This is a genomic window from Ruegeria sp. BF12, from assembly GCF_056538705.1.
Window position 1 is genome coordinate 234,093 of record NZ_JBQFTP010000005.1, and the last position, 17,674, is coordinate 251,766.

A 17,674-nucleotide genomic window follows, 5' to 3' on the forward strand; every position below is an offset into this window, starting at 1 on the left:
AAATGTACAACAGGATCAGCATAACTTTTCGTTGCCCGACACCAACCTGCCCATAGCGTGGCGAAGCCATATGAGCAATTTTAGGAAAGGCGTTAAGGTCGGACCTGGGCGCCAGAGCGTTTTGGCCCTGGCGCTCGCGTTATGGTTAAGCCGTCAGAGCGTTATGCCCGAAATACATGAACTCACGGTCCATTCCGGCCACGTCACCGGCCTCAAGCGACAGGCTGGCGGAGTCCAGCATTTTGTAGCTTTTCTGGGACTTCACCCAGTCATCCGCATGTTGGAGGGTAGTTAGCGTATAGCTGGTGGTTTCATTCAGGTAGTGCGTTGGAATGATAACCTTCGGCTTGAGCCTTTCCACGATGTCATTGCCCTGTTTGTAGTCCAGAATATGCTGGGACCCGTCGACAGGTAATGTCAGGACATCCACCTGTCCGATTGCGTCCCAAAACTCCTGCGGCGGATTGTGACGGTTATCTCCCCAGATCAAAGTCCGGATTCCGCCGGTTTCGATCAGGTACACCACCATATCCATGTGGCTGACATTGTCCGGCGGGCAGGCCTGAACGCCAAATTCGCCGAGCGCATTGGTCCAATCATACCAGCCCGGCGCGCGGCATACATGCTTATCGGCAAAGCCAGTGATTTTGATATCTGCAAACTCGAAATTTCCGACCATACGGTCCAGCACCATCGTCGATACCGGGCGATGAATCGCATCGTGGTCGAAATGCGTATGCGTCGACATGCAGATATCTACCGGAGTTTCGGGGAATTCGTTCTTGAACCACAATCCCCACGCGCCCGAGGGGTCGTCACGCCACGGGTCGAACAGGACCGTCGCGCCACCGGGGGACGTGATTTTTATCGCGCAATGCCCGAAATAGTCGATGCCGACCGCGCCTTCGACGGAACTCCCCGTTGTCTTTTGCAATTCGATCACACCGTTGTTGTTGCCCGGTTGGGTCCAGTCCGTAGATTGCGCCTTGGCCGGGCTGCTGCCCAGCAACGTCGCCGCTCCGCTTACCCCGGCAGCCCCTGCTGCAGCAAAGAAGGTTCGGCGGGACAGACCAGGGCTTAGGTCGTCCTTGTCCCCGCGCAAGAGTGTCGGTTTAAGGTTCAAATCGTCTTTTTCCATTTTTCAGTTCCCTGTTGTCCTGTAACCCGAAGTCCATTTCGGGGTAACGGAAGGGTATCAACTGCACCTGCAGTCGAAGGCACTGAAAAACCGAGGGGAAAACATTGGGGAGATCCCCATGTTTTATTGAATTGATAGCAACAGGCTTCGCAGGTTCCGACCGCTGCGTTTTAACCCAAGCTTGGCGCGAATGTTGTTGCGGTGAAACTCTATGGTGCTTGGTTCACGCGACAAAGTGCGCGCAATGTCCTTGGTTGTCTGACCGCGCATAATCATCTGCGCTATTTCCTGCTCGGTCGGGGTCAGGGCCTCAAAGACGGTGGCCAATTGCCCGCGCATTTCCGATGTGATGGATTTTAGACTTTCCTCGGCGAGTTCCAGATAGGCACGGCCTGCAGGATCTCCGTCAAGCCTGCCACGCAGCTTCGCCAGATGAGGCAGGACCAGCCCCTTTATCTGGCGCAGAATCTTTTCGTCATACTCTTCGCGCGATGTTTCCACGCTGTTGAGAAGTACGCGCAGCGCGGCATTCGCTTCCTCAAGATCTGCGGTGCGGTTTGCGACACGCTGCTCCAATTGGTCCAGCGTGGCCTGCAACTCGGATTCAAGCGCCGCGCGTCTGTCGATCTCTGTCAACAGCTCAAGATCTGCCTCTATGACCCTGGCAAACTCTTGCAAACCTTCGCGAAAAAGCAACGCGCGCCTATTCCGGCGGGTATCCAAAACACAGATTGTTCCGAAGATACTACCGTCTGGCCACTTCAGCGGGTAGCCGATGTAGAAACGCATCCCGTGTTCCATGTCGTCATTGTCGACCCAGTCGGGATCACAGGTGGCGTCTTCTACAGTCAATTCGCCGTTGTTGCGTAAAACCCCGTAGCAATAGAGCTTTTCGTTCAGTGTGAAACGGCAACCGGGCTTGTACGGATTACCCTCTGAGACACTGGAGACAAAAACAGAATGGTGGGGTTCGTGCGTCCGCATGACAAGACTGGCCGGCACGTTTGCGACCCGTGCAATGAGGTTCACGATCCTCTGCCACTTGGCGATGGTTTCTTGTGATATTGCAGGCTTCAAGCGATGGCATCCCAGTATTCGACGCGAAACCCTTTCAAGCGTAATCCGCGCAGGGGTGATCTCGCAAGGTCTCTGTTGCAAGAACGGAATTGGATCAAACAATCTGGCCTGTCGACGTGCTGCCCGTTTTGGTCAAATTGGACACAAAACACAGCAATCAATAGAATGACTTTTGGCGTTCAATGCGTGTTCTCGGCGGTTTGATCTGCCAGCATGGCCTTTATTCAAGTTTTTTCATTCGAGGGCTGTTTTTAAGTAGTTGCTGTAAACCTGTCACGCTTGTCGCTTTGCTTGTTGTGTTTATTGATGTGATTGGATTTGGATTAATTCTGCCGATATTCAACACGATCTTGCAGGACCCACAGCAAACCTTGTCGCTGTTCTCAGGAAGCGTCGGACCGTCCGAGCAAGGTTGGGTGATGGGCGTTACGGTTGCAATCTATGCCTTGGGCTCAGGAACCATTACAGCGCTCAGCGGTTCTCTTATGACAATCAATCTGCGCATGCCATTCCTGATCGCCATAATCTGCTGCGTTTTGGCACTAATCGCGATGGCAAAACTGTTCCGGCATCCGGGCGTTCAGTCGCTTGATACCAAAGGTAAGTGACCACTGCCGCGACAGATGCAAAGATGGCATTCGGACCTTTGTTGGAGCGTAAATCGAAGGCGATAAACGTCGGAACTCGCATCCGAGTCAACAGAACCGGGCCCAAACCCGCAATGATCAGAAGGTCAGCAACAAAGCAGAACTCGTGCGGTCAAATTCTGAGGCATCCAATGAATGATCTTGCAGGGTGTGTGACCGACCGACTTCAAAAACTCTGGTTCGGAGCACCGACGGGTCACACTGCGCATGTCGTTGAAGAACTGATCTGTTGTAAATGTAACGAAACTAGTTACTTCGATTGGACCTTCTGACAAGTTCGGGCACAAGGCGCGGATACTGCCACACTGCCAACGACAACTCGAATTGCGTCCAATGTATGGTGCGAATTGTTACCGTTTTCCGCCTCCGATGGTTTTAGTGTCTCAGGTCGCTATTTTATCAATCCTCTGTTTGCGCGGTGAACAGATCCTTGCGCAAAGTCATCAGTGCGCCGGGGTCGATTTTTCCTTGAATAACGGTGGTCTTGCCGCTGGCGATAGCCTGTGTGAGGGCAGGGCCCATTTCTCCGGGACCGTTGACCCAAATCCCTTTGCCGCCGCAACTTTCGGCAAACTGATCAAAGCGGGGCGAGGCGATTTCCGCCCCCAACAACCGACCGCCGTAAAACTCCTGTTGATAGGCTTTCTCAGCTCCCCAGGCTTCGTTGTCGAGGACGACGATCGTAATTGGCAGATTGTGCGAGATGGCCGTTTGGATTTCGATCATTGTGTACCCGATTGCACCATCACCCATGATCGCCACGACCGGACGTTCGGGTGCGGCCGCTTTGGCCCCGATGGCGGCGGCAAGTCCAAATCCGACCAGCCCAAAATCCAGTGGCGTGATCAACGAAAGCGGTTGGTAATGCGCCAGCCGATCTGCGGCCTGCAGACAAGTATTTCCGGTATCCAACGTGACGATGGCGTTTTCAGACAATGCGTCACGTAATTCAGCAAGGGCGCGTCTTGGGTGCAAAGGCATTGTGGCGATCTTGGCCTCTTCCTCGCGTTCCTTCAGCAGGCTGTCCATGTCGGCGCGAAATGCTTTGCGCCAGCTGTCTGCGACGGGCTTTCGGGTTTTGTCGGCCAAGGCCTCGGCCGTCAAGCGAGCGTCACCTTGAGCGGCGATTTCTGCAGGAAAGTAACGCCCCACGGCCGAACCTTCGATATCGACATGAGCTATGCGGGTTTCCTCACCAACGTAATCATTGGAATGAAACGTCGAATTGAACCCCAATCGCGCGCCCAGAACGACCATGACATCGGCTTCTTTGGTCAACCGTGACGCAACCCGGTTGCCGCGCGGTCCGGCCTGACCGGCAAACCAGGGATGGCCGTGACGCATGACGTCTGCGTGCCCCGTGGATGCCACAACCGGCACTTCGAGTATTTCGGCCAAAGTCGTTAGCGCGTCCCGCCCGGCGCCCCATTTGAAACCGCCGCCGGCAAAGATTACCGGACGTTCTGCACCTCCTAGTAGGTCTGCTATTGCAGCGATATCGGCGGGCGCAGCCGGGCCGGGGCGCGCTATGTTGACCGGTTCGGGATCAATTGCCGGAACACTGGTGGCGAAAAGGTCACGGGGCACATGCAGGACAACCGGTCCGCGCCTCCCGGAATTGGCCAGACGGATCGCATCCTCTAACATAGGGGCCAGCCGGCCCGGATTCGTAACCATAACGGAACGTTTGCAAATCGGGGCGAACAACGCGACCTGGTCGACCTCCTGAAAGGTGTCCTTGGCCTGATCCGCGCGAGTGATCGCTCCGGCGATCACCACCAGTGGGGAATAGGCCAAATGGGCTTCGGCTACGCTTGTCACGAGGTTTACAACACCGGGCCCCGCCTGCGCCCCCAGAACGACGCCGGGCTTGCCGGTCATCCTTGCCCAGGCGTCCGCCATATGCCCTGCAGCGCGTTCATCCCGCGCCCCGACATAAGCGATGTCGCCGCCCTGATACATGGCGTCATAAAGTTCGAGCATCGAGCCACCCAGCAGGCCGAACACAGTATCAATTCGGTTCGCTTTCAGGACGCGATAAACGGCTTCGCCGCCATTGATAGTGTTCATGTTCTACTCCTCGGATCGGGGCCGCAGGTTTTGCGGATCAAAGATGGCATCTTGGTGGATTGTAACGGGAATGACCTGGTTCAGAATCTGCACCGACAGACCCTCACGCGGTGTTCCTTTGCGCACGAACAACCAGCCTAACGATTTACCGACGGTGTACCCGTAGCCGCCGGAAGTGGTCAGACCAACGGGCGTGCCGTTCAGTAATACAGGCTCACCGCCATGCACATCGATATCCTGACTATGCACCTCAGCATAAAGAAGCTCCCATTGTGGCGTGTGCGCCAAAAGCGCATTACGACCGATGAAATCGCGCTCTTCGCTGCGCACGAAGCGCTCCAGCCCCACATCGAACGGCCCGGCATCTGTGGTCAGCTCAGCCGATGCGCGATAGGCTTTTTCCATGCGCATGCCATTAAATGCGTAGCTGCCCAAATCGACCAGCCCAAGCTCTGCGCCCGCTGCGTGGAGCGCATCATATAGCGTGCCCATTCGGTCAAGCGGCGCATGCAATTCCCAACCCAGTTCACCTACAAATGACACGCGCAACGCATATAACGGAACATCGGCGACGGTGATTTCCTGCCCGGACAACCAAGGGAAGGCTGCGTTGGACAGATCGGTATCCGTGAGTTTCTTCAGGATCTTGCGAGAATTCGGGCCGCATAAAGCCAGCATTCCCCAATTGGCCGACCGGTTGATCATTTGCACGTCTTCCCCAGCGCAGATATGTGAACTGATCCAGTCAAAATCGGGGTTGGCGCGGGCGATGGCGGATCCGGTTAAATAGCGATCACCGGCTATGCGCCAAACGGTGAATTCGGTCTCGAACCGGCCTCTGTGCGTCAGCAAGTGGTTGAGGCTCATGTTGCCATCGCGTGATGGGATTTTGTTGGCGGACAGTCGGTCAAGCAGTTTGCCTGCATCCTGGCCGGAGATTTCGAACTGCGCAAAGGCGCATAGGTCAATCACACCCGCGCCTTCGCGTGTGGCTCGGGCCTCGGCCATTGCATTCGCATGCCAGGGTTGGCGACCCCAGCCAACCTGTTCGACCTCACCAACCTTGCCGAAATAGCGCGGGCGTTCCCAGCCTGCGACCTCGCCAAAGACCGCGCCCTTGTCTGCCAGCCGGTCATAAAGCGTGTGTCGATTGACAGGCCGCAGACTGTGAAACTGTTTGCCGGGGCAGGGCGTATCATGGCGGCGCATGAATTCGTCTTTGGTCCGCTCGACAATGAAACTGTCATTGGCAAAGTCACCATAACGACGGGGGTCCATCGACCGGGTGTTTATCTCGGCCTCGCCGTGCACCATCCAGTCGGCCAGTACTTTGCCCGCGCCGCCACCCCATGCCAGCCCGATAGACGATCCGCAGGATAGCCAGATATTGGGCACGCCGGATGGCCCGACCAGCATCCCACCATCGGGGGTATGCGTGATTGCGCCACGCACCACACGCTTGATACCCAACTCGGATAGAACCGGCATCTTTTCAAGCGCCACCATCAGGAAGTCGCCGATCGAGTCATAGTCTGCTTCGAACAGTTCGTTCTCTGCAGCCCAGGGGGCACCTTGCGGCATTTCCCACACAGTCGGACAAACATGACCCTCATAGATTCCGATGAGCCCTGATTTCTGTTCCTGCCGGATGTATCCACCGAAGGCATTGTCACGCATTACAGGCAATTCCGGCCGACCTTCGAATTCCGGAACGGTGTCGGTGACCAGGTAATGATGCAGACACGAGACCGAGGGGATTTTCAGGCCGAACCATTGCCCAACCTGGTTGGCATAACTGCCCGCGGCGATAACCACATGCTCGGCCAGAACATCGCCCTGTTCCGTGCGAAGCAGCCACATGTCGCCTTTTCTGCTGGCGCCTGTAACCTGATTGCGCCGCTCGATCTTTGCGCCGCGCGCGCGAGAGGCTGCGGCCAAGGCCATTGTCACGCCAGACGGGTCGATATGCCCGTCCTTGAAGGTCTGAACGGCGGCCTTGACGTCGTCGACCTTGTAGAACGGATTGCCCTTTGCGACCTCTTTCGGTCCGACCAGTTCCATCGGCAGATCCAGCAGCCTGCCCACGCCCATGATGGATTTCATCCAGTCGACTTCGTCGTCGGTCGTGGCAATTCGAAACCCACCAACTTCGTGCCACCCGATACTTTGGCCGGTCTCTTCCTCGACGCGTTTGTAAGTTTCGATCGAGGTTTTGTTGATCCATCCCGCGATGCGGCTGCCCACCGCATGCGCGATCTGCCCCGCTGCGTGCCAGGTCGATCCGCTGGTCAGTTCCGCCTTTTCGAATAGGATCGTGTCGGTCCATCCGTTTTCCGCCAGTTGAAACTGCGCCGCGACACCCATGATGCCACCACCAATTATGGCGACCCGGGTGGTTCGAATAGTGTCAGTCACGCAAACGCCTCCTTCGCGGGTTTGAGAGATGCTTTTGCGGGAAAACGAGTGCAGGCGATTTCAACTTCAAAACCCTCGACCACAGTCTTTTCCAAGAGTTGGTCGAGCGGTGCATCCACCATCGCCAATGCGACGGAACGTTTGAACCGGTAGCTCCACGCAGAAGAGGTAATCTGCCCGACGACCCGACCGCCGAAGTAGATCGGTTCATCATGCATGGGGATTGCCTCGGCATCATCAAACAGCATCGAGACGATGCGCCGATTTGGTGAATGGTTTTGCAAGGCCGCTTCGCCGACAAAAGCCGTGCCAAAGGCGCAGAATGCCCCAAGCCCTGCCTCAATCGGCGTGGTACCAGGGGTCAGTTCATGGCCAAATGCGCGAAAGCCACTTTCGATACGCAGGGATCCGCTGGCGTATAGACCAGTGTGTGTCGCCCCGGCCTCGACCAGTGCTTCATGTGCCGCCATCGCCATCTCGGCAGGGATGTACAGCTCGTACCCTTCCTCGCCAGTAAAGCTCAGCCGCCCGGCCCAGCCGCAGGCTAGGCCAATTTCCACCGGAGCGAAATGGAACCGTTTCAAATCGGGCAGAGGCGTGTTCGAAGTGGCTTGCAAAACCTTGTGCGCCCGTGCCCCGGCCAGGCCGACAACGGCGTGTCCGCTGGTTACATCGGTGAATTCCACGCGGTAATCACCTTTGGTTTCGCGCATCCGTTTCAGATCACGCACCACCTCACCCGCGCCCACGATCATCAGGTAGGAGTCCAGCCCGTGACGTTGCACGGTCACGTCGCTTTCGATGCCGCCACGGGGGTTCAGGATCTGACTATACGCAATTCGTCCTGAGGGGATGTCCATCTGCGCCGCACACAGGTGGTTCAGATAACTGCAGGCATCCGGTCCCTGCACCATGATCTTGCCGAATGCGCTTTGGTCGAGAATGGCGGCCCCGTTTCGGCAGGCGTCGACCTCAAGGCCGACCTGATCGCGCCAGGCCGGAGTGCCGAATGTCAACGGCAGATGCGTTGCCTGACCGCCGAAATGCACCGCCCGTTCCCATCCGCCGCGCGCCTCGAACCGGGCGTTTGCCGCGACCAGTCCGGCATGGATCGGCGAACGCCGTTGTCCACGTGCCGTATCCATCGACCTGCCCGGGAAAGGGTTGTCGTAGTGGCGGCCAAGAACTTCGGGAATGCGTTCCTCCAGCGCCTTTAGAACGTTCATCTCAGGGCTGAAACGGCGAATATCGGCTTCGTTCAACTCCATCGTTGGTTCGCCTGCGATGATCCACTCGGCCATGGCCTTACCCGCACCTCCCGCCAGAGCAATCCCGGTCGAGTTCATCCCACCCATCAGGAACAGACCGGGCACCTCCGGGCTTTCGCCCAGCATGAATTGGCTATCCAGGGTAAAGCTTTCAGGGCCGTTCAGTAACATCCGCACCTCGGCGCGCTCCAACGCCGGAATGCGGTGCAGAGCATTTTCCATCATCGGCATGAAATGGTCCCAGTCCTCATCCAGCAGATCAAAACTGAAATCAGCGGGCAGACGGCTAAGCGGCAGCCCCTTGGCGTTGGGTTCAAACGAGCCGACCAACAATCCTTCGACATCATCGCGGGCGTAAAGAAAAGCGTCCTGATCGTTCAGGGTCGGCAAATGCGTACCGGGGCCAAGCGCCTGAACCTCGGGCAACGGTTTGGTCAGGATATAGAAATGCTCGCACGCGTATAGCGGCATATGTGCCCCGGCCATTGCGGCGACTTCTCGGGACCACAGTCCACAGGAGATGACGACCTCGTCGGCGTCGATGACGTGGTCCCCAACCTCGACCCCTGCGATGCGGCCTTCCTTTTTTCTCAAGCCGGTTACGGCAGTGTCTTCATGGATTTGTACCCCGCGTGCTTTTGCGCCCTTGCTGAGCGCCAGCGCCACGTCCGATGGGTTTACACGCCCATCTGCCGGTGACCAGACGGCGCCGATTACGTCGTCTGTTCTTATGAGTGGCCATAACTCCTGCGCGCGTGCGGCATCGACAACCACGGCTTCAAGCCCGAATGCGCGGCCTAACGAAACCTGTCGTTTGATGTTGGTCAGCCGGTCCTCGTTTGTAGCCAGTGTCAACGATCCGGTCTGGGTCCAGCCTGTCGCCTGCCCGGTCTCGCGCTCCAATTCGCCATAAAGGTCAATGGAGTAATTGATCAGCTTGGTCAGCGTAGCTGACGGGCGCAGGCGTCGAACAAGCCCGGCCGCATGCCAGGTTGTCCCGGATGTCAGTTTCGAGCGCTCCAGCACCACAATGTCTTTGCGCCCTTCACGGGCCAAATGATAGGCAATCGAACAGCCGATAACGCCGCCGCCAATCACAATTGTGCGGGCTTGTTGAGGCAGAGTCATGTGATTGAGCCTTCCCGGATCATGTCGGACAGGGTTTCGCGGAATGCCTCAAGCGCCTCGTCGATCAGTTCGGGCGTATGGGCCGCGCTGGTAAGACCCGACGTGTAGGACATCACGTCGACGCCGCGTGTAAGCATCCCGTTACGATACGCACGGACCTGCGCAGCCGGCAGTCCACGGATGTGTGCGGGCGTCAACCCGTCAAGCGAGCTGTTACCGAAGTGCAGGTGAAAGATCGAGCTGTCGCCATAAGCCAGGCCCGAGACCTCGGCATCGGCCAGGGCTGCATTCATACCCGCGCGCATTCGCTCGGCCATTGCGTTGGCATGCGCCTGCACCTCGCCTGTTGCCAGTATTGGCATGGCCGCATGGGCCGCCGCTGCAACAAGGGGTGAGGCATTGAACGTTCCTTTGTGGCTGACTGCCGGGGCAAACCCGCCCATCGAAGTGGTGTTGTTCATCAGTTCCATGATGTCGGCCCGTCCACAAACCGCACCACCCGGCAGACCGCCTGTAACAATCTTGGCCAGAGTCGTGAGGTCTGGCGTTATGCCATCGCGCGCCTGTCGTCCGCCGGGAGACCAGCGAAAACCGGTGATGATCTCGTCAAAAATCAAAACCACACCAGCAGTTCGGGCGACATCGTGAAGGGCTTGCAGGGTTTCGGATGTCAAAGGTACACAACCATAGTTCGCCCCCGAAACCTCGATGATCACGGTTCCGATCCGATCGTCCTGCAGGGCACTTTCCATCGACTGTGGGTCGGCGTCGCAGATATCGATCAGGTCGTTCACAGCCTCGGGAATTCCCAGTGTGGGCGCGGTCTGGCTGCCGGGTTTGGCCCCTTTAAGCGCGTGGTCATGCCAACCATGAAAGTGGCCATCAACGCGCAGAACGCGATCCTTGCCGGACCACGCGCGGCCCAAGCGGATGGCAAGCATCGTTGCTTCGGTACCCGACGAAGTGAACCGGGTCCGCTCGGCCGAAGGGTAAAGGTGGTTTATCCATTCCGCCCAAAGGGTTTCGGCCTCATGACAATCGGCACTGAAGATTGAATGTTGCGCTTGCTTCTGCACCGCTTCTACGATGGCCGGATGGCAATGGCCCAGCATTTGGCTGGCGCTGCCCATTTTGAAGTCGATATAGCGTCGGCCTTCAACGTCCCACTTTTCGGCACCCTTGGCACGGTCGATGAAAATCGGGTGGGGATCGCGAAACCGCAATTCGTGGCTGACACCGCCGGGCAATGCCGATCGGGCGCGTTCTGACAAAGCCTTGTTGGTCATTCATTCCTCCCAATTCGGGATCGGCTGAGGCGGATGTCGAAAGCGCCCCGCAGCGCGATATCCGTCTCATCTGCGATATGGTTCGGAAAATGGCTGGCCAACAATTCCCGCGCCCGGTCGCGGGCCACATCGCCGACAGGGTGCGCGCCGTCTTCCTGCCATTCGACGGGGGTGCGTCTATCGCCGATATGGGGGTAGAAATAGTCGGACTTCATCCGGTCAAATGTGTGAATTTCGCCCAGATAGTGTCCCGGCCCGCGACACACGTTGGCAATGACATCCGCCGCGATGTTCTCGGGCGTGGCTTCGACCCCGCGAATTGTGCGCAGAATATTCCCAATCAGGTCGTTGTCGCTGACGTAAGCTTCGAGCGATACCCCCAGAAGGCTTGCATGAATGCCTGCCGCCTGAGTTACGATATTCGATCCCGCATGCGCCGCCATCGCAATGGCAAGGGTCTTTTCGGCACCATATTGCGTATCCAGCGTCTTGGCATCCGTGATCCCGGCAATTGAGGATGTAGGAAGGCCAAAGTGCCGACCCATCTGGGCCGCAGCCGCCATCAGGATCGCCTGTTCGCCGCCCCCTCCGGACATTGATCCGGTGCGCAGATCAGCGACAAGGGGCTTGGGCGCGAAAATGGCTTTCGCCTCAGGGTCGACAAGGCGGGCAAAGACCAACCCGGCCAGTGTTTCCGCCAAGGCCTGTACCAAGGATCCGGCGATTGTGGCGGGGCTGGTGGCCCCGGCCTGACCAGCGCTGATTAGTTGCACAGGGAACCCAGCCTTTATGGCCGCTTCCAGGACCTCGCAGGCGTCTTCGGCAAAGCGCATGGGTGGAACAACGTGGCAGACCATGACAGTCAGGAACGGGCGGGCGCGGAACGCAGCTTCCCCACCGGCGATAGTGTAGCAAAGCTCAGCGATCGCCTGAACGTTCTGGGGCTCGGTGATCGACATGGACACATGTTTGGATGTGCCGATCAGACTGGCATAGGCTGTGTTGATATCCATCGTTGCGTTGTCTTCGATGTCACGCACAACAACCGGACGGCTGAAATGGTGGATGTTCTCCATCGCATCCACCAACCTTGCGGCATCATAGAGGTCGGCCAAAGTAGAAGGTCGGTACAGTCCCGTATCAATGTCAAAAACACCGGGGGCCGCCCCGCCGGTCGACATATGCACGCGCGCACCTGCGATGAGCAGGTCGTGTTCGGGGGATTGACCGCACAAGCGGAAATCCCGCTGTGCCCCGGCGATCGCGCTTTGCACCAGGGTTCGTGGGAACAACAACCGTCGGTCTTCAGAAAGAGTGCCGCCCGCTGCAGTGACGGCTCGAACCATCGAAGGGATGGCCTGGCTTAGCCCAAGTGTCTCCAGCAATGACAAGGCGGATTCTTCCACCAAAGCCACCTCGGATGGGCTTAGCGGTTTCAGGCGCCCTCCGGCCACCCCCGCCCAGACCGGAGGATTGGTGTCGACGATCGTTTCTTGGGCCAGGCGATCTTTTCTACCGCGCCGTCGGTTCGATTTTGGCATCTATTCATGAGCTCAGATTGTCTTTGCCCCAGAATGAACCCAACTTGCATAAGTTTACAAAAGCCATTTTTTCATCAATAGATGAATGAAACTTATCTATGAGGTTGACGTGACGCCGTCCCTTCCAGCCCTGCGGGCATTCAACTCGGCAGCCCAATACCAGAGTTTTCGCGCCGCAGCTGAGGCGTTGTCCGTGACGCCAACGGCCGTCAGCCATCACATCCGCGGCTTGGAAGACCAGATGGGTGTCAAACTGTTCGAACGCGTGGGGCGCGATGTTGTTCTGACCGAAGATGGAAAACGCCTGGCCGAGGCAACGGCGCAGGCCTTTGGAATACTGGACGACGCCGTTCGTAAGTTGCGCCGAAGTACACGCAAAGCTGTGCGCCTGGCCGCTGGTCCGATATTTACGGCTCGATGGCTCATGCCCAAGATCAGCGATTTTTGGGAAACCCATCCGGATATCGAACTTGAAGTGGTGCCGTTTTACCAGCCCGGATTGCTGGATCGCGAGAATGTCGACGTTGTGATCCGCTGGGAACGGATGGCAGAAATGCCTGAAAATGCCGTCAAATTGATCGAGCTCAGCCCTGTGGCGATCGCGTCAGAACGATTTACCGCAAGGTACGGGCGCGTAACATCGCCCGAGGACTTGTTGCAGGTTCCTCTGCTGCACCAACGAAACCACTGGGGTTGGCTGGACTGGTTTTCAGCGATGAATGTGCAAGTGGCAGGTCCTTTGCGTGGGCCCGTGTTTGAGGATGCCAATGCGCTGCTACGCGGCGCAGCCGAAGGGCAGGGCGCGATTGTTGGCTGGCTTCCTCTGATCGATCAGGATCTGAAAGAAGGCCGGGTCGCACGTCTGTTCGACGAAGAGATTACCCCGACCCATGGCTATTACATAGAAGCATGGAAGGGCAGCCAAAGGCATCGGGAAGCGCGTTATGCAATTGAATGGCTGGCGTCCCAAAACAAACCGGTGCAATCCGCCGAATAGGAACCCCGCACAAAGCGCGGTTCGAGCAAATAAGAGCCAGGCAGCACTCTTTTGCGCCACCCGACCGTCATGTTTTTCTACGGGGTGCTTCAACTTTGAAGCCTCGGGTCTGAGGTCTTTGTTATAGACTGCCGAAAGCCCGATCCAAGCCGTCATGAACTTGATCAACATCGTCCATCGACAGGCACATTGGTGGGACCAGACGCAGGCAGGATTGATAAGCCCCGGATTTCGACAGGATGATCCCGCTTTCACGCGTCGCCTCGAACACGGCGGCGGTGGTTGCCGGGTCAGGTTCTTTGGTCTTGCGATCCTTGACCATTTCGATGGCCAGCATCAGACCCCGCCCGCGAACGTCGCCGATGACCTGATACTTGTCCTTCAGCGCGTGCAGACGTTCCAGCAGGGCGGTCCCTACGTCGCGGGCGTTTTCGCGCACATTGTCTTCCTTGATGACCTGAAGCACCGCGCGGCCAGCCGCACATGAGGTGGGGTTGGCCCCGTAGGTGTGGAACATGAACTTTTCCGCCATCGGCGCAGCAATGTGTTTTCGGGCCACGACCGCGCCCAGTGGAAAACCATTTCCGATACCCTTGGCCATGACCACAATATCCGGGATGACACCATCGGCCTCAAAGCCCCACATATGATCGCCGGTCCGACCAAAACCCGCCTGCACCTCGTCCGCAATCAGCAGGCCACCTTTTGCGCGCACGCGTTCCGCCGCGCCGGTCATGTATCCTTTGGGCATTTCGACGACACCGCCATAGCCCTGAACGCTTTCGATGAAGATACCCGCAACTTGACCGGATGTAGCCGTGTGAATGGTGCGCTCGATTTCATCGAGATACGGCTGGGCGCCGGAATTTTCACCAAAGATGCCGCGATACTGATGCGGCTCGGGTACAAAGGCCACGTTTCCGGGCATGCCAGGATGCCGCCAGCCGGAAATGCCTGTGATCGACTGCGCCGCCGCAGTGGGCCCGTGATAAGCCGAGCGCAGCGCCAGCAAATCGAGGTTTCCGGTGTAGCTTCGCGCCATGGTCATGGCCAGATCCACGGCTTCGGAGCCAGAGTTGGTGAAATGCACAACCCATTCGATGTCGCCGTTGGGATTGGGCATGGTGGCGGCCAGTTCCTCGGCGAAGTGCGCCGGGACGGGGTGATAGAACATGGTGGTGCAGTGGGTCAGCTCCTGCGCCTGTTCCATTGCGGCGGCGACCACCTTGGGGTGGCTGTGGCCGACCGAGATGCACACGTTCATACCCAAAAGGTCAGTGTATTTGCGCCCCTCGACATCCCAAAGGTACTGCATCGACCCCTTCTTGAAGACCATGGGGTCCTTGAAGGGAATGAACTTGCGTTGCGAGGCGGCATAGTAGTTGTCGCGACGCGCAGCCGTTTCATCCAAGGTCCAGTCGGTTTGCATGTTCACGTGTCATCTCCTCCGATTTCCCGGCTGCGCCGGGCGACGAAATCATCAAGTGCTTCACGGGTCCCGGCATCCATCGCCGGCGCTTCGTATTCATCAATCAATTTCGCTACGCGCGCGCTGGCGCGTTCGTGCTGCCACTGGCCGCCCTCGGCATGCCACTGTTCAAAAGTTCCGTTGTCGGACATCTCGCCCATCCAGAAGGCGGTTTCGAAATTGTCCTGGGTATGCTGCGCGCCCAGGAAGTGGCCACCTGGCTCAACCTCAAAAAACGCGTCCATCGCCTGTGCCGATTCCGAGAAGTCGACGCCGCCGACAAAGCGTTGCATGGCCGAACAACGGTCGGCATCCATAACGATTTTCTCGTATCCTGTGGTTAGCAACCCTTCGAGACACCCGGTGGCGTGGATGATGAAGTTCACCCCAGCCATGGCTGCGCCCATTAGCTGCGCCTGGCTTTCATAGCCTGCCTGTGCATCCGGCACTTTTGACGCGGTCAATCCACCCACGGAATGGAAGGGCAAGCCCAGCCGATCCGCCAGCGTTTTGGCGCACATCTGGAATTGGGTGCCTTCGGGCGTGCCGAAGGTGGGCGCCCCGGTCCTGAGGCTGATCGGTGAAAAGAACGTGCCGAATGCGGCCGGAGCGCCCGGCCGGATAAGCTGAATCAGGGCGACCGAAGCCATCACTTCGGCCAGAACCTGTGAAAGGGTTGCAGCGACCGAGACAGGTGACATCGCGCCACCCAGCACAAAGGGTGATACCACAGTGCACTGCCCGGCTTGCGCGTATTCCTTGAGCGCCCAGAGCATGGTTTCGTCCATCACCAGTGGCGCATTGGTGTTGACCACCGAATACAGAACGCAGTTTTTGTCGACAAACTCGCGCCCCATGGCGATACGGCACATCTCGATCGTGTCGCGAGCACGCTCCGGTGCGGTGACGGCACCCATGAACGGCTTGTCGTTCATTGTCAGATGCGTGTGTGCCATGTGCAGGTGCCGAACCGGAACGGGGACGTCCACAGGTTCAACCACAACGCCACCTGAATGATTGATCGCCCCAAGCTGATAATGCAGCTTGGTAATGTTGCGGAAGTCCTCGATCGATGCGTAGCGGCGACCGTTTTCCATATCATGAACGAAAGGGGGGCCGAAGCTGGGCGCATAGACCTGCGCGTCACCACCTATCTGAATTGATCGCGCAGGATTGCGCGCATGCTGAGTGAATACCGAAGGGGCCGTGCGGATCTTGTCGCGGCACCAGCCCGGATCAAAGCGCACCCGTTCGCCCTCGACCCGCGCCCCGTTCGCCTTGAAGAGTGTCAGCGTTTCCTGGTCGCCACGAAAATCCATGCCGATCTCATCCAGAATGCGGTCTGCGTTCCGTTCGATGATTGCAACCGCCTCGTCATCGATCAGGCTGACCTTGCCAATCTTTCGGATGGTAAAGGGAGCGGCCAGCGCCCCTTTTGCGGCACGTGCGGCCATACGCTCTTGTCTGCCGGAGCGTCGGGTCGTGTTTCGTGCCATATCGGCCTCCGTGCCATTCTTCTGGAGACTCTCATGACAAGGAAAGGGCTGCGGGGATAGCAAAACCCAACAGTATTAGATGTAATAATGATGCGGATTAGGACGGGTAAATAACGTGTTCGCAAACTTCTGGCAGAAGTTTTTCGAAACTCTGCCGCATGGTTTCCCGGCATTGTAGGGCGATGCGTTCAGGGATGTCGTCCAATTCACCGGCACGGTGAATCATGAGTATGGATCGTTTGAATCCCGCAATCGGAAGTGGTTCCACGCGCAGGTTCATGCCCTCGGCCACGGCGTCGATCAGCAGGCTGGGTGTCAGAATGGCAAAACACTTACCCGTAATTACGCCTGCAACAACCATGGATGCCCGGTCGGCTTCCATTGAGCGCGGAAGGTCCAGGCGGCAACGCTGCAAATGCTGGTCCGTTCGCCTGCCGACTGGTGCATCAGAGCTGAACCGAACAAATGACAGGTCGTTGGCAACCGACATGATATCATCGGCAGAACCGTCATAATCCCCGGGAAGAACAAGAAAAAATGGTTCTTCCAGGATCGGGGTGCATTCAAAGTCGGTCAGGTCGAACTGAGGGTCCGAAGTTATAGCGACATCGATTGTTCGGGCATTGAATGCTTGCTGATGGTCGGTCGCAAGCCCTGCGGACAAGCTGAGTTCTGGAATGCCAAGATCGCTGCGAACCATGTCCAACAACCCGGGCGTCAGGGTTGTTGCAATCGAAGCCAGAAGCGCGACGCGCAGAATGGGCAACGAGCTGGATTGGACATAACGCAACTCGGATCGGAGGTCTTCGACCTCATTAAGAATACGAAAGGCCCGTCGGCGGAGTATTTCACCGGAATGCGTAAGCTCCAGCGGGCGACGCGATCTGTCGAACAGGGAAACGTTAAGCGCCCATTCCAATTTTTTGATCTGCTGAGAAACAGCGGATTGCGTCATTCCCAATGCGGACGCGGCAGCCGTTACATGCTGGCTGTCGGACACCGCCATGAACACTTCTAGCGCGCGTAGCAAGCTGACATCTGTCTCCGATTGCCGCTTCTTCATTTGGCAATAACTTCCATTAGTTTTTCTAATTTCTGTTTTGATTTCTTGATCCGCGCGCTGACGGAAGTCAATCCTTGCGG

General features: G+C 57.6%; 12 protein-coding genes. 2 read left to right on the top strand and 10 right to left on the bottom strand.

All coding sequences use genetic code 11. The annotated features are described in order from the left end of the window. Positions 1 to 145: 145 nt before the first annotated feature. Together ACR0J0_RS10815 and ACR0J0_RS10820 are read right to left on the bottom strand one after the other, a co-directional pair. On the bottom strand, positions 146 to 1,138 hold the full coding sequence (locus ACR0J0_RS10815) for an MBL fold metallo-hydrolase (RefSeq protein ID WP_480663797.1): 993 nt from the start codon (positions 1,136 to 1,138) through the stop codon (positions 146 to 148). A 123-nt stretch (positions 1,139 to 1,261) separates the two neighbouring features. Beyond that, on the bottom strand, positions 1,262 to 2,167 hold the full coding sequence (locus ACR0J0_RS10820; protein WP_480663799.1) for a LuxR C-terminal-related transcriptional regulator: 906 nt from the start codon (positions 2,165 to 2,167) through the stop codon (positions 1,262 to 1,264). 230 nt (positions 2,168 to 2,397) lie between these two features. Between ACR0J0_RS10820 and ACR0J0_RS10825 the strand changes: the two genes are divergently transcribed. Continuing rightward, the gene (locus ACR0J0_RS10825) at positions 2,398 to 2,823 is read left to right on the top strand and encodes a hypothetical protein (RefSeq protein ID WP_480663801.1); all 426 of its coding nucleotides are present in this window, start codon (positions 2,398 to 2,400) and stop codon (positions 2,821 to 2,823) included. Positions 2,824 to 3,261: 438 nt separating this feature from the next. Here ACR0J0_RS10825 and ACR0J0_RS10830 read toward each other — a convergent pair whose 3' ends face one another. Genes ACR0J0_RS10830 through ACR0J0_RS10850 form a run of 5 tightly spaced genes read right to left on the bottom strand, consistent with a single transcriptional unit; the run spans position 3,262 to position 12,570 of the window. Further along, the gene (locus ACR0J0_RS10830; protein ID WP_480663803.1) at positions 3,262 to 4,932 is read right to left on the bottom strand and encodes a thiamine pyrophosphate-binding protein; all 1,671 of its coding nucleotides are present in this window, start codon (positions 4,930 to 4,932) and stop codon (positions 3,262 to 3,264) included. A gap of 3 nt (positions 4,933 to 4,935) precedes the next feature. Next, complete coding sequence (locus ACR0J0_RS10835) at positions 4,936 to 7,347, bottom strand: FAD-dependent oxidoreductase (protein WP_480663805.1); 2,412 nt, start codon at positions 7,345 to 7,347, stop codon at positions 4,936 to 4,938. Beyond that, positions 7,344 to 9,743 carry a GcvT family protein gene (locus ACR0J0_RS10840; protein WP_480663807.1) on the bottom strand — a complete coding sequence of 800 codons (2,400 nt, stop codon included), beginning with the start codon at positions 9,741 to 9,743 and terminating at the stop codon, positions 7,344 to 7,346. The genes ACR0J0_RS10835 and ACR0J0_RS10840 overlap by 4 nt, the downstream gene beginning before the upstream one ends. Further along, positions 9,740 to 11,029 (bottom strand): aspartate aminotransferase family protein, encoded by a 1,290-nt coding sequence (locus tag ACR0J0_RS10845; protein WP_480663809.1) that lies wholly within the window; start codon positions 11,027 to 11,029, stop codon positions 9,740 to 9,742. The genes ACR0J0_RS10840 and ACR0J0_RS10845 overlap by 4 nt, the downstream gene beginning before the upstream one ends. Next, positions 11,026 to 12,570, bottom strand: coding sequence for a trimethylamine methyltransferase family protein (locus tag ACR0J0_RS10850; RefSeq protein ID WP_480663810.1), 1,545 nt, complete (start codon positions 12,568 to 12,570; stop codon positions 11,026 to 11,028). Before ACR0J0_RS10850 ends, ACR0J0_RS10845 begins: the two co-directional genes overlap by 4 nt. A gap of 85 nt (positions 12,571 to 12,655) precedes the next feature. On the opposite strand from ACR0J0_RS10850, the gene ACR0J0_RS10855 reads away from it, so the two are divergent. Next, positions 12,656 to 13,567 (top strand): LysR substrate-binding domain-containing protein, encoded by a 912-nt coding sequence (locus ACR0J0_RS10855; RefSeq protein ID WP_480663812.1) that lies wholly within the window; start codon positions 12,656 to 12,658, stop codon positions 13,565 to 13,567. A gap of 121 nt (positions 13,568 to 13,688) precedes the next feature. On the opposite strand, the gene ACR0J0_RS10860 is transcribed toward ACR0J0_RS10855, so the two are convergent. The 3 genes from ACR0J0_RS10860 to ACR0J0_RS10870 form a co-directional block, all read right to left on the bottom strand. Further along, entirely contained in the window at positions 13,689 to 14,996 is a 1,308-nt protein-coding gene (locus ACR0J0_RS10860; protein WP_480663879.1) for an aspartate aminotransferase family protein, read from the bottom strand. Positions 14,997 to 14,998: 2 nt separating this feature from the next. Next, positions 14,999 to 16,531 (bottom strand): trimethylamine methyltransferase family protein, encoded by a 1,533-nt coding sequence (locus tag ACR0J0_RS10865; RefSeq protein WP_480663814.1) that lies wholly within the window; start codon positions 16,529 to 16,531, stop codon positions 14,999 to 15,001. 97 nt (positions 16,532 to 16,628) lie between these two features. Then, entirely contained in the window at positions 16,629 to 17,594 is a 966-nt protein-coding gene (locus ACR0J0_RS10870) for a LysR family transcriptional regulator (protein ID WP_480663816.1), read from the bottom strand. Between the last annotated feature and the right edge of the window lie 80 nt (positions 17,595 to 17,674).

Bases quoted from the DNA above. Each gene is read 5' to 3' on its own strand.
- ACR0J0_RS10815 (WP_480663797.1), bottom strand. From the start codon at position 1,138: ATGGAAAAAGACGATTTGAACCTTAAACCGACACTCTTGCGCGGGGAC.
- ACR0J0_RS10825 (WP_480663801.1), top strand. From the start codon at position 2,398: ATGCGTGTTCTCGGCGGTTTGATCTGCCAGCATGGCCTTTATTCAAGT.
- ACR0J0_RS10830 (WP_480663803.1), bottom strand. From the start codon at position 4,932: ATGAACACTATCAATGGCGGCGAAGCCGTTTATCGCGTCCTGAAAGCG.
- ACR0J0_RS10840 (WP_480663807.1), bottom strand. From the start codon at position 9,743: ATGACTCTGCCTCAACAAGCCCGCACAATTGTGATTGGCGGCGGCGTT.
- ACR0J0_RS10845 (WP_480663809.1), bottom strand. From the start codon at position 11,029: ATGACCAACAAGGCTTTGTCAGAACGCGCCCGATCGGCATTGCCCGGC.
- ACR0J0_RS10850 (WP_480663810.1), bottom strand. From the start codon at position 12,570: ATGCCAAAATCGAACCGACGGCGCGGTAGAAAAGATCGCCTGGCCCAA.
- ACR0J0_RS10855 (WP_480663812.1), top strand. From the start codon at position 12,656: ATGAAACTTATCTATGAGGTTGACGTGACGCCGTCCCTTCCAGCCCTG.
- ACR0J0_RS10860 (WP_480663879.1), bottom strand. From the start codon at position 14,996: ATGCAAACCGACTGGACCTTGGATGAAACGGCTGCGCGTCGCGACAAC.
- ACR0J0_RS10865 (WP_480663814.1), bottom strand. From the start codon at position 16,531: ATGGCACGAAACACGACCCGACGCTCCGGCAGACAAGAGCGTATGGCC.
- ACR0J0_RS10870 (WP_480663816.1), bottom strand. From the start codon at position 17,594: ATGAAGAAGCGGCAATCGGAGACAGATGTCAGCTTGCTACGCGCGCTA.